The sequence below is a fragment of the Celerinatantimonas sediminis genome, from assembly GCF_046054195.1.
Taxonomy (GTDB): Bacteria; Pseudomonadota; Gammaproteobacteria; order Enterobacterales; family Celerinatantimonadaceae; genus Celerinatantimonas.
Window position 1 is genome coordinate 77,688 of record NZ_JBEQCS010000006.1, and the last position, 10,103, is coordinate 87,790.

The following is a 10,103-nucleotide window of genomic DNA, read 5'->3' on the forward strand; positions in this document are numbered from 1 at the left end:
AAGCCTTTTTCAAGCCACCAACCTCGCCTCTGCAATCTCTAACTGCATTCGCTCTTCCATAGCTAGAAATGCGGTGGTGCGTTCGTTTGCAATCCACTCCACTAACGTATCTACATAGGGCCGATAAGATTCAAAGGCGTCAAACGTGATAGGGAGCTGTTCGTTGAAGGCGCTATAAATTGAATATTTATCCCAAGGGATATAACCATCAACACAATTTTGGCATTTAACCTGTTTGCGATAACGCTTCACTTTACCTGTGCCATGGCACGCATCACACTGCCGCCCTTGCTCATGCAGAGCAATCGCAACCGCTGTGACACATAACGCAGTGACCGCTTGCTTGGGGCAAAATCCCCTCCAATGGTCAGCGAACAATTGCGCAGCCATCTGATACACCAAATGCATTAAATCATTCAACGCGCGTTTATCGTTATTGCATTGCGCAATCAACAGCAAAAAGCCAGCATTGGACTGATGCCACGTAATACCAACGGCTGCGAGCTGTTCATCCAAGCTCAACAAACCTTTCCCGCCGGTTCCATCCCCATACCGAACGGCCGTTAATCCAAATTTTGCGAGTAGTTTTTCAATCTGCATTAGGCGACCTCTTCCAATTTATTATTGATATTATCATTAATAGCGACAATCCGGTAGAACCAAACGGTTTTGCCATTGATTTTGCGAGTCATGCTTTGTTTGAGCAGCTCTCGTGGGTAACGCAATTGAACTTCTCGCAGCCGTGCACTAATCGTCGGTTGTGTATCCGCTACATGCCAACGCTCAAAGATCTCCCCTTCCAAATCTCTCAGGGTTTTCCATTGCTCACCGAACGCGGCCATTACCGTGCGACCTAAACAGCTTTTCGCACTAAGTCGCCCTGCATCGCGCAGCTCAAATAAAATAGCTTGATTCATGCGGCAATCTCCCGTTTTTGAGTCCAAATTCCCCGCTCAAACTGAATCCGTTGAGGATGCGGGAAATAACCAGGGGTAAATAACACAAACACACTGCCAAAATTCGCCCCTGTCTTTTTAGTAACGCCATCAGGTTCTAAAAAGTTGTAACGACCATCTGGCTCATAAATAGCGCAGGCGTGGCCTTCGACACCTTCTCGCCACCAACCAGTCAGCGGTTCGTAAGGCAATAACATCATGCCGGGGTTGCCTCGTTTCACTTCGTGGTTTGCTTTGGCTAAAAACTCCGATTTAAGATCAAACGGCGGGTTACACCACCAATGCGGTTCCCAATCACAAGCCAGCCCATCAAAACCAACCAAGTGATCAAGCTCACTCACGTTAAACGAACCGCGCGAACGCGCTAAATCAAACCAATCAGCTGATGCATAAAAGCGCTGCGCTTTGGTTGTCTCTGGCTCAGCCGCCACATCTAAAACAAATTTAGAGCCATATAAATATTGCGCATCATAGAAACAGGCCCATGATGTGCCCCAGCGATTTTTATCGCTCTTAACAGTCGATGATTTCACTAAAATGGCCATTACCCTGCCCTCCGTTTCATCTGGCGGAAGCTGGGCCAGTTAAAGCTCAGCCACATCGAATTGCCTTCTAAAATGCGATCCACCGCTCGCGCGCCTAACACCTCAACCAACCCGTTTTGGTCCAGGTTGCTTAACACGCCCGTGGGTTTATTGCGCATCGAACGCTGGTTAATCACCTCGTTAATCAGCACATTCTCATTCACGCTGCGGTTTTGAATGCCCACTTCATCGAGCACCAACAAATCCACATGCGACAGCCATTTAATGATCTTCGCTTCAGTGAGCTGCGAATCATTGCGGTAAGTGTCTTTAATCCGAATCATCAACTCCGACACTGTCGCAATCAGCACACTGCCGCCTTGCGCTAAAATCGCATTGCCTAATGCGCTGGCTAAGTGATTTTTCCCCGTGCCCGGCGTTCCCAGCATCACAAATCCACCGGCTTGGCCGCGCCGATACAACGCCAGCCACTGCCGAGCTGCTTGCACGTTTTTCTGTTGGCCTTGGCGAGCACTGGCATCGTAGCCCATAAAGTCAGTGCGAAAGTTATCCAGCGAACACTGCGCATAATTTTTCTTGATACCGCTGCGGCCCATCGCTTGAGTAATCCGCCCTTGCTGCTGGCGATCAGAACATTCACGGCCAAAGCGCACCGCTTCGTCATGGTGAAACGCTTGCAGCTCAGCAAACGATCCAAACGCTGGTTTGACGTTGGCAGGCATCGCCTGCTGTAGTTTTTCCATAAAATTCATCGTCTAAACTCCGCTGGCATATCGTAATTGGCATTGGCACCGGGCAACTGGGTAATGCGATTGCCCATCGGCCGCCCTCGATTGGGTTGGCTTTGAGTGGCCCATTGGTTCTGCTTGCGCATCCCGTTTCGCCAAGCGCTTTGCCAGTCCACGTACTTGTACGCTTTGGCCAGCATCGCATCAGCCCACATGTCCGTGGCCGTTTCAATCGGGATGGTAAATTCCACCTGTTGGCCATACCACTGGCGCATCGGTTCGGTTAGTGCAAAGTCTCTGGGTAGTTCGGTTTTCACCTTGCGAGTACGTTTTTCGATTGGCTGTGGTTTAGCCTGCAAATCATCCGTAGGGGGGACTACAGGGGGAATATTAGTTATTGGTGGATCTATTGGGGGTTTGGGGTCAGATTCTGCCCCCGGTAGGGGTGTATTTTGACCCCGGTTAGATTTCGACCCCGGTTGAAATTCGCCCCCGGTCGCAATCGCTTTTTTAAGGGCCCCAATCAAAATTTGATACACATTACTATCGTTCGTGGTTTTGCCATCGTCGGTGCGTTTTAACCGCACATGAACTTTTAAAAAGCCAGCGCGCATCAGCTCACGAATTTGCGCTTTCACCGTCGAAGTAGACACCGTGCATTTTTTTGCAATGGTGGCAATCGAAGGCCAGCACAGGCCCTCGTCATTGGCAAAATCTGACAAACACAACATAATCAGTTTTTGATTGCCCTTAAAGGCAGAGGCATCCCACACCTGTGTCATCAATTTAATCGACATAACAGAGCCCTCCGCATTCGCAAAATCATCCGAGCCGCTTGGTCATGGCTGATCGGTTCGATATGCCCAGGTGTGGTCAGCACCCAGCGCAACATCCCTTGATAGGTTTTAAATTGCAGTTTCATTGCCCGTTGCCTCATGCTGCCTCGTGAAGTGCCATCTGCGATTCTACATATCGCATCAATGGCCCATGTGCCGCTTCGCTCTCTTGCAACTCTTTGTAGCAAGCGCGCAACTGCACAATCGTTGGTTCTGGCGGCAGTTTTAAAATTGCCTGCAACGCTTCACTGCCCTCTTTGGCTAAATTCGCCAACAGCATATCCCGTGAAATCGTTGCCCCACCGGCACCAATCCGAGCGACTGAATACCCCAGCGGATTTAAAAATGCATTAAGCATTGCACTGGCTCGTTCGACAGGCAAAATGGCGATAACCGCCGGAAGCAGATCTAAAATATTGGCCTTAGCGGGCACCGTATCTTTACTGAGATAACGCCAAAACCGCTGCATATTGTCATGGCTACTGGCGGCGCTTGGCACTTTGAGCAAAACTTCCAGCTGCGCATCAGGTTCATCCCGCAGATGCAGCTTGTGATACATTCGAGCGACCCGCTCAGCGATACAATCTTTGGTTACTTCGCAGTTCCAGCTTTCAATTGCTTGGCGAACCACGCTTTTAACTGTTTGAATCGGTTGCATTGTTTTCGTCCTTAAAACGGTTGATTCTTAACCATCACCCTCTTACTTATGTTCACACCTACACTGCAACCTATGTAGCTTGGGAGTTGCTAGGTAGACAAAAGGCAGATGGCGTTAATATTTGATAGTCAAAGTGAGTTAACTCATGAGCTTGTTGCATCCTGCCATTTTTGGCAGGGAACTCTCCGGATTGCTCCCATTTACGGTAAGCAGTCGAACTTACATGGAAATGGCTAGCAGCATTGACAAACGATCCATCAAAGAACTGTTCCCGAACTTTTGTGACAATATTGATAGACATGGTTTTCCTCCAAATAAAAACCAATAGTTATCTTATATAAAGAAACTGATAGTGTCTAGCACTCTCATATAAAATAACCTTTGGTTTCTTACTTATCAGGTATTTTATGGCGCATAAAAATCAGCAGGATCAATTTGCAGAAAGACTAAATAAAGCTCTAAATGCCCTGAATGTGCCGAAGAGAGGCCGAGCTAAGTACATCCAAGAAAACTTACCTATGGATATTTCGGTCGTAGCTATCCGTAAGTGGTTAAATGGGGAATCAATTCCAGATACTAAAAAATTATCGGCTGTTGCGGGTATCGCAGGAACATCAGTCGAGTCATTACTAGGAATGAAAGGGCTAAGTAACAATGATGCTGATAATGAACTTGCAAATGCCACTCTCTATCTAGGACGAAGGACTAGAAAAGTTCCAATTTTATCGACAGTACAAGCAGGAAAATGGACTGAAGCCGTTAATTACAGTGAAATTGGTGAAGAAGTTGAATGGATTGAAACAACTGCTAATGTAGGTGATGGTTCTTTTGCGGTAAAAGTAAAAGGCTCCTCAATGACCAATCCTAATGGTAATTTGTCGTTACCAGATGGCTCAATTGCGATTGTTCAACCAGATCCAGACCCAGAGAATGGCAAGATAGTCGTTGCGATGCTTGAAGGTAGTGATGAAGCGACTATTAAAAAGCTAGAAAAAGAAGGTCCATTTAAACATCTTGTACCTCTAAATCCAGCCTATAATCCTATACCAATAAATGGTAACTGCAGGATTATTGGATTTGTAAAACAAGTTATAATTGAATTAGATTAATTAAGGATTTCAATCATCAATTCAATATGATGTTTTATTGATAATTTTTTAGTCCTTGCAAGGTTTGTATTTATACCTTTCTTTTTAATATCAATAAATTCCTGTACTGCCGTTGAAAATGAAAAATATTGACCATTTTTTTTGACAAATGGGACTAAAGTATCTAATGCTTCTTGAACTAATCGAGCTTGATCTGACATTCTCTGAGTATATATCTGAGATAGGAAATGTGATATGTATACAGGTTTTTTTTCTTCATTAATTTCATATGTTAAATGAATAACTCCGCAATAAGGTCTTCCTCCCCCATCCTTAAATTTTTCAGGTAGCGTAGTATAATCACCAAAACCGCATATAGATTTATAAAAATTATCTCTAAAAATCTCTGTAGGATTGTACTGATAATCAGATCCTCTTTCTTTATCTATAAAACATGGATCAATAATAACAGTTTTACCCTTCCCAAAATTTTTAATATAAGATGTTGAAACAAATGAAGAAATAAAAATATTATATCTATAATTACCCATACCTAAATATTTAGATATTTTTTGTTGTGATATATCATCCATATATATAAATGAAAAAGGTTTTCTACCTATAATTTTTAAATATTTATCAATCTCATTAAAATCAGATTCTTCATCAAGAATAAAACCAAAATACTCTATTTTATTTATATTATTTTTAATAAAGTCAATACATCCTTGTTTTCCCTTATCTTTGAATTCTCCTTGGTATGGGTTTCCAACAACAACATATTCGACATCATCCTCATTTAAGGCATCAAGACAAAGCTCCAAATGATGAGTATCTGTTCTAACCGGTTCTACTATAGGTACAATTTTACCACTCAAGGACATCTTAGTAGAAAGTTCTCGCAAAGCTTTTAGCTCATACTGTCTTCCGCGTAATAAAGGGAAATACATTGTTATCTCCTCTATGAAAGTTCCCTATTTAAATTTAATAAAATATTTTTATTAATGCTTTTATTAAAAGATTGAGAGCATACATTTGACAATAATGATGATGGGAATTTAGACATCAAACTTTTATCAGAAATATAATTTCTCTCTTTTAAACTTTTCTTTAATTCTTTATTTAATACCTCTATTGATAATTCAGCACATATATTTTTACATTCAGACCATAAATATGCTGGTTGCACATCAGGATACTTTTGATAATATTTTTTTACTATGTGCAATAGTTCATTCTTTCGAAATAAATCAACTATCGCAACTGAATCAAAAGAATCTTGATGTAACTTAGATTTTTTTACATTTCTAAAGGTATAATTAGAACTTAACAAGATTATTCCTATCCCATCAGGAATGATTTTCTGAAGTTCACTTAACTTTGATTCTGGTATAACAACATATATATATTCAAAACATTTTCTATATGCATTTAATTGTGAATCAAGGCGATTAAAATTATCAAACTCTGTTTTTATCTCGTAAACTGTAGAATTTCCATTTATAACAATGCAGTCAGCGATCACATTTTCAAGTGAAAATTCAGTATAATATGCGATATTTGAAAATTTATGCTTTCCCCTTACGATTTTTTCAGCAATAGCATTCTTATAAACATATTCACTCCGATATCGCGCGACCAGTTTTTTATACAAAAAATCATATGCTTCTAGCAAACTACCAGAGTTAATACCAATTTTTTCATTGAAAATTGCTTTAACGCTATCAAATCCATTTCTATGGCTCAGTGAGCTGAGCCTCTTTTTCGAGAAGAGATCATTTATAAGATTTTTTTCTTTAAATTCCATGAGTTATAAAATTTTTTATACAGGTTGAAAAAGAAACTTTTAATATTTGACTAAAAGATAACTATTGGTTATCTTTACTACATAAAGCATATGCTTGGCTGTGATTAGCTGTAACAAACATTAATTTCTTGAGTATAAACCTATACCCATTGAAATGGTTGTAAAAAACAAGGTAATCAATAGATAACTCAATTTTAATATCTATAAAAAATGACCCATATGTAGAGAGAACAGCTGCACATATAGCACAAAGCATGATTGAAAAATATTGATCACTATCCACTGTTAGAGGAAGTGAAAACACATAAATAGTGTTGCCCCGCACTTGGTGACCAAACCGAGCAGGGGCAACGGGCAATGAAACTCCAATCAACCAAGGACTGAAGAATCACCCTGAGTATAACCCGCACCTGACCAATGCGGCAACTCAGACAACTAAAAGGACCACGGCAATGGAACTTGAACAATTTGCACAAACACTGATGCAGGATTTACGCGATTACCGAAAATTGGCGCAGCAGGGCATCATTCGTCACCCCAACCGCCAACAGTGGTGCAGCGGATTCATCGCTGATTGCGAATGCATGACGCTACTAGAAGCATCGCGTATTCATCACACTGCGCAAGCCATCAGTATCGTAAACGAGGATAACCGCGCTTGACCAGCGCCCACTCAATCAACCAAGGAATCAAGGCAATGGAACCCAATCAACAATGCGAGTTTGCAGGAGCACTCACTCCAAACAATCGACAAACGCAGTTTATCGCCAAACATGTGCGCATCATCTTAACCGAACGTGGCTACAGCCATTCAACCGTTGAGCGTGGTGTTCGTGAGGCCATTCGAACCTATCACCATGAAGGCAACTTTCCGCGCGGCAAAGTGTTTGATGTGTGTTTGGCGGCTGCTCTGCACTTGGTGAAGCCGATTAAGATTAAAACCAAGCCTGCGGCGAAATCGCCAAAGAAGTCTGTCCCACACTTCAACAAGGCAGCCTGATATGATCGAAGCAAACCAAAAGGAACAGGCCCGCAAACGCCAGCAGGCCCATCGGCAACGCCAAAAAGCGTTAGGTGTCACAGAGCTTCGTTTAAAGCTCTACCCCGTTGATATTGAGCGGTTAGAAGTGATTCGCACCTTCTTTAGTTACCCAGAAGGCGTCGAGCACAACTACGACAACACGCAAGACACTATAGAAGCGTTGATCCACCGTGTATACGACGAGCTGCCAGCCATTCGAGAAAAGCTAGGCAAGTGCCCACACTGCGGCCATCAACTGCCAGAGGGCTGCTGTAAAGACGCCCCCGGCGGTTTATTTCATGGCAGCGCCAAATGCTGGCACACCCTGCATCGAGTTCGCATCCACGACCTCACCCGCCCAACCGATGAGGCCTATCGAAAATGATCACATTCATTTCATGCATCGCTTTTTATTCAGTGTGGAGAACCTGCACCTATATCGGGAGAAAGGATCAATGAACACGCATCCAATGCTATTTAATTCAGCCATGGTAAACGCTCTGCTCCGTGGCGATAAAACTCAAACTCGGCGCATCATGAAGCCACAACCTTTTGATGTTGATAGCTGCGATGGGGTTGCGCTGCTAAGTGAATCGAACTCAGAAGAAAGCAAACTCATTGGGCAAGCGCCATTTATTCCACCATTTGGCAATGAGGGCGATCTGATTTGGGTTCGGGAGACTTTCCAAGGGCCACTCTTTGATCAGGAATTAGAAAGCCAATACATCGAAAACAAATCCCAGTTTAAAACGCCTGAATATTGTGTCTACGCAGCAACTGATCCAAAACCTGATTTCTACGATGTAAATTCAGAAAAAACAGTTTGCCGATGGCGCCCATCGATTCACATGCCTCGTTGGGCATCGCGTTTAACACTGCGTATCACCGATGTGCATATTGAACACTTACAGGATATTAGTGAACAGGATGCCATTGCAGAAGGCTGTGATAACGCTAAGAGTGAAGCCACAGAGGCTATAGGCTGGTATGAAAAGCCGTGTAGGGCTTTTCGCAGAGTTTGGGAATCAACAGGCGCTGATTGGAATGCAAACCCATGGGTTTGGGTTTATCAATTCGAAGTCATTCTTGCCAATGTAGATACACTAATTAAGGAGGCCGCATGACTACGCCAGCAGATATGACAATGCTCAACCCCGAAGAGATCGCCGAACTCACAGGTTCTAGTCGGGCAAACCTGCAAATTGAGATCCTTTCACGTAATGGGATCTATCATATTGTTGATCGCAACGGGAAGCCGAAACTCACCTGGTACCATGTGAATCACCCCAGAGCGATGCTCCCAAGCGAAGATGTACCAGATTTTAGCGCTATGGATGCAATGTAAGTTATGCCAAGAAAGAGAACTAACCCGCAGGATTACGCATTACCTAAGCGGGTCTACAAAGGCCGCAGCGCCTATGAATGGCACCCCGCAAGTGGTGGTGCCATTCGTTTATGTGCCTTAGATCAGCCCATTCATGAAGTTTGGCGCGCATATGAAGAGAAAGTAAAAGAATCCGACAAGGCAAGCACGGTTCAGCACTTAGTAAATAGCTTTTTCCAAAGTGCTGACTTTCAGGAACTGGCCACAGAAACCCGCAAAGATTACCGCAAGTACGCCAAAAAGGTTTTGCCTGTCTTTGGCAAAATGAATGTTAATAAAGTTAAGCCCGAACATGTGCGTCTGTATATGGATAAACGAGGCTTACAATCACGCACACAAGCGAACCGTGAACATGCTTTCTTCTCACGCTGCTTTCGCTTTGGCTACGAACGTGGGCTTTGTAAAAGCAACCCATGCAAAGGCGTTCGTAAATTTAAAGAAAAAGGTCGTAAACGTTATATCACCGATATCGAATATAACGCGCTATACAAAGCGGCGGATCCTGTTATTCAGGTCGCCATGGAACTTGCTTATTTATGTTGTGCTCGTCAGGGCGATATTTTAGCCATGCGAACTAGCCAGATCTTAGAGGATGGAATTTTCATTGCGCAGGGGAAAACAGGCGTTGAGCAGATCAAAGAGTGGTCCCCTCGCCTGCACAAAGCCATTGCTTTATCAAAACGACTCACAGATAAACCAGGCGTTGTTTCAACATTCGTAGTTTGCCAAGCCGATGGCAGCCGTTTTACCCGAGATGGATTTAGTAGCCGGTGGCGCAAAACACGCAGTAAAGTTCGTGAAAAAACAGGTTTACCGATGGATTTCACCTTCCATGACCTCAAAGCAAAAGGTATTTCTGACCTTGATGGAACGCTTCAGGAGAAACAAGAAATATCTGGTCATAAAGACATTCGGCAGACCGCAAGATACGACCGCAAAGTCCATAAAGTACGCGCAGTAGATTCAAAGAAATCTAAATAATATTAGGAAAAATATTAGGAAAACGACGTTTTAAAGCGTAATTTAGAAAGTTCTAATGGAATGTTCAGCTAGGAAAAGCTTTAAGAATCAAAAAGAAGG

The 10,103-nt window shown here is 43.1% G+C and carries 17 protein-coding genes; 7 read left to right on the top strand and 10 right to left on the bottom strand.

All coding sequences use genetic code 11. From position 1 onward, the window contains the following. Positions 1–9: 9 nt before the first annotated feature. The 8 genes from ABTQ23_RS09020 to ABTQ23_RS09055 all read right to left on the bottom strand — a co-directional run bounded on the left by ABTQ23_RS09020 (position 10) and on the right by ABTQ23_RS09055 (position 4,024). Positions 10–600, bottom strand: a complete 591-nt coding sequence (locus ABTQ23_RS09020) for a hypothetical protein (protein WP_408615377.1) — start codon at positions 598–600, stop codon at positions 10–12. After that, positions 600–917, bottom strand: a complete 318-nt coding sequence (locus ABTQ23_RS09025) for a polysaccharide deacetylase family protein (RefSeq protein ID WP_408615378.1) — start codon at positions 915–917, stop codon at positions 600–602. Before ABTQ23_RS09025 ends, ABTQ23_RS09020 begins: the two co-directional genes overlap by 1 nt. Next, a complete protein-coding gene (locus tag ABTQ23_RS09030; RefSeq protein ID WP_408615379.1) occupies positions 914–1,501 on the bottom strand; it encodes a DNA N-6-adenine-methyltransferase in 588 nt (195 codons plus the stop codon). Before ABTQ23_RS09030 ends, ABTQ23_RS09025 begins: the two co-directional genes overlap by 4 nt. Next, a complete protein-coding gene (locus tag ABTQ23_RS09035) occupies positions 1,501–2,253 on the bottom strand; it encodes an ATP-binding protein (RefSeq protein WP_408615380.1) in 753 nt (250 codons plus the stop codon). Before ABTQ23_RS09035 ends, ABTQ23_RS09030 begins: the two co-directional genes overlap by 1 nt. Further along, positions 2,250–3,026 (bottom strand): helix-turn-helix domain-containing protein, encoded by a 777-nt coding sequence (locus ABTQ23_RS09040; RefSeq protein ID WP_408615381.1) that lies wholly within the window; start codon positions 3,024–3,026, stop codon positions 2,250–2,252. Before ABTQ23_RS09040 ends, ABTQ23_RS09035 begins: the two co-directional genes overlap by 4 nt. After that, positions 3,011–3,151, bottom strand: coding sequence for a hypothetical protein (locus ABTQ23_RS09045; RefSeq protein ID WP_408615382.1), 141 nt, complete (start codon positions 3,149–3,151; stop codon positions 3,011–3,013). The genes ABTQ23_RS09040 and ABTQ23_RS09045 overlap by 16 nt, the downstream gene beginning before the upstream one ends. A gap of 11 nt (positions 3,152–3,162) precedes the next feature. Further along, complete coding sequence (locus tag ABTQ23_RS09050) at positions 3,163–3,723, bottom strand: toxin YdaT family protein (protein ID WP_408615383.1); 561 nt, start codon at positions 3,721–3,723, stop codon at positions 3,163–3,165. 70 nt (positions 3,724–3,793) lie between these two features. After that, complete coding sequence (locus tag ABTQ23_RS09055; RefSeq protein ID WP_408615384.1) at positions 3,794–4,024, bottom strand: hypothetical protein; 231 nt, start codon at positions 4,022–4,024, stop codon at positions 3,794–3,796. Between the two features lie 106 nt (positions 4,025–4,130). Between ABTQ23_RS09055 and ABTQ23_RS09060 the strand changes: the two genes are divergently transcribed. Further along, the gene (locus tag ABTQ23_RS09060; protein ID WP_408615385.1) at positions 4,131–4,832 is read left to right on the top strand and encodes a LexA family protein; all 702 of its coding nucleotides are present in this window, start codon (positions 4,131–4,133) and stop codon (positions 4,830–4,832) included. On the opposite strand, the gene ABTQ23_RS09065 is transcribed toward ABTQ23_RS09060, so the two are convergent. Together ABTQ23_RS09065 and ABTQ23_RS09070 are read right to left on the bottom strand one after the other, a co-directional pair. Continuing rightward, the gene (locus tag ABTQ23_RS09065; protein WP_408615386.1) at positions 4,829–5,761 is read right to left on the bottom strand and encodes a sce7725 family protein; all 933 of its coding nucleotides are present in this window, start codon (positions 5,759–5,761) and stop codon (positions 4,829–4,831) included. The genes ABTQ23_RS09060 and ABTQ23_RS09065 overlap by 4 nt on opposite strands. An 11-nt stretch (positions 5,762–5,772) precedes the next feature. Continuing rightward, on the bottom strand, positions 5,773–6,618 hold the full coding sequence (locus tag ABTQ23_RS09070) for a sce7726 family protein (RefSeq protein WP_408615387.1): 846 nt from the start codon (positions 6,616–6,618) through the stop codon (positions 5,773–5,775). A 452-nt stretch (positions 6,619–7,070) separates the two neighbouring features. Between ABTQ23_RS09070 and ABTQ23_RS09075 the strand changes: the two genes are divergently transcribed. The 6 genes from ABTQ23_RS09075 (at position 7,071) to ABTQ23_RS09100 (ending at position 10,004) form a co-directional block, all read left to right on the top strand. Beyond that, positions 7,071–7,280, top strand: a complete 210-nt coding sequence (locus ABTQ23_RS09075; RefSeq protein ID WP_408615389.1) for a hypothetical protein — start codon at positions 7,071–7,073, stop codon at positions 7,278–7,280. Positions 7,281–7,315: 35 nt separating this feature from the next. Further along, a complete protein-coding gene (locus ABTQ23_RS09080) occupies positions 7,316–7,618 on the top strand; it encodes a hypothetical protein (protein ID WP_408615390.1) in 303 nt (100 codons plus the stop codon). Between the two features lies 1 nt (position 7,619). Beyond that, positions 7,620–8,024 carry a hypothetical protein gene (locus ABTQ23_RS09085; protein WP_408615391.1) on the top strand — a complete coding sequence of 135 codons (405 nt, stop codon included), beginning with the start codon at positions 7,620–7,622 and terminating at the stop codon, positions 8,022–8,024. Between the two features lie 70 nt (positions 8,025–8,094). Continuing rightward, positions 8,095–8,763, top strand: coding sequence for a morphogenetic protein (locus ABTQ23_RS09090; protein ID WP_408615392.1), 669 nt, complete (start codon positions 8,095–8,097; stop codon positions 8,761–8,763). After that, positions 8,760–8,984 (top strand): DUF4224 domain-containing protein, encoded by a 225-nt coding sequence (locus ABTQ23_RS09095; RefSeq protein ID WP_408615393.1) that lies wholly within the window; start codon positions 8,760–8,762, stop codon positions 8,982–8,984. Before ABTQ23_RS09090 ends, ABTQ23_RS09095 begins: the two co-directional genes overlap by 4 nt. 3 nt (positions 8,985–8,987) lie before the next feature. Beyond that, entirely contained in the window at positions 8,988–10,004 is a 1,017-nt protein-coding gene (locus ABTQ23_RS09100; protein ID WP_408615394.1) for a tyrosine-type recombinase/integrase, read from the top strand. The last annotated feature ends 99 nt before the right edge of the window (positions 10,005–10,103 follow it).

Coding starts and splice junctions, on each gene's coding strand:
- ABTQ23_RS09020 (WP_408615377.1), bottom strand. CDS start 600: ATGCAGATTGAAAAACTACTCGCAAAATTTGGATTAACGGCCGTTCGG.
- ABTQ23_RS09035 (WP_408615380.1), bottom strand. CDS start 2,253: ATGAATTTTATGGAAAAACTACAGCAGGCGATGCCTGCCAACGTCAAA.
- ABTQ23_RS09040 (WP_408615381.1), bottom strand. CDS start 3,026: ATGTCGATTAAATTGATGACACAGGTGTGGGATGCCTCTGCCTTTAAG.
- ABTQ23_RS09050 (WP_408615383.1), bottom strand. CDS start 3,723: ATGCAACCGATTCAAACAGTTAAAAGCGTGGTTCGCCAAGCAATTGAA.
- ABTQ23_RS09095 (WP_408615393.1), top strand. CDS start 8,760: ATGACTACGCCAGCAGATATGACAATGCTCAACCCCGAAGAGATCGCC.
- ABTQ23_RS09085 (WP_408615391.1), top strand. CDS start 7,620: ATGATCGAAGCAAACCAAAAGGAACAGGCCCGCAAACGCCAGCAGGCC.
- ABTQ23_RS09030 (WP_408615379.1), bottom strand. CDS start 1,501: ATGGCCATTTTAGTGAAATCATCGACTGTTAAGAGCGATAAAAATCGC.
- ABTQ23_RS09075 (WP_408615389.1), top strand. CDS start 7,071: ATGGAACTTGAACAATTTGCACAAACACTGATGCAGGATTTACGCGAT.
- ABTQ23_RS09100 (WP_408615394.1), top strand. CDS start 8,988: ATGCCAAGAAAGAGAACTAACCCGCAGGATTACGCATTACCTAAGCGG.
- ABTQ23_RS09065 (WP_408615386.1), bottom strand. CDS start 5,761: ATGTATTTCCCTTTATTACGCGGAAGACAGTATGAGCTAAAAGCTTTG.
- ABTQ23_RS09070 (WP_408615387.1), bottom strand. CDS start 6,618: ATGGAATTTAAAGAAAAAAATCTTATAAATGATCTCTTCTCGAAAAAG.
- ABTQ23_RS09055 (WP_408615384.1), bottom strand. CDS start 4,024: ATGTCTATCAATATTGTCACAAAAGTTCGGGAACAGTTCTTTGATGGA.
- ABTQ23_RS09025 (WP_408615378.1), bottom strand. CDS start 917: ATGAATCAAGCTATTTTATTTGAGCTGCGCGATGCAGGGCGACTTAGT.
- ABTQ23_RS09080 (WP_408615390.1), top strand. CDS start 7,316: ATGGAACCCAATCAACAATGCGAGTTTGCAGGAGCACTCACTCCAAAC.
- ABTQ23_RS09060 (WP_408615385.1), top strand. CDS start 4,131: ATGGCGCATAAAAATCAGCAGGATCAATTTGCAGAAAGACTAAATAAA.
- ABTQ23_RS09045 (WP_408615382.1), bottom strand. CDS start 3,151: ATGAAACTGCAATTTAAAACCTATCAAGGGATGTTGCGCTGGGTGCTG.
- ABTQ23_RS09090 (WP_408615392.1), top strand. CDS start 8,095: ATGAACACGCATCCAATGCTATTTAATTCAGCCATGGTAAACGCTCTG.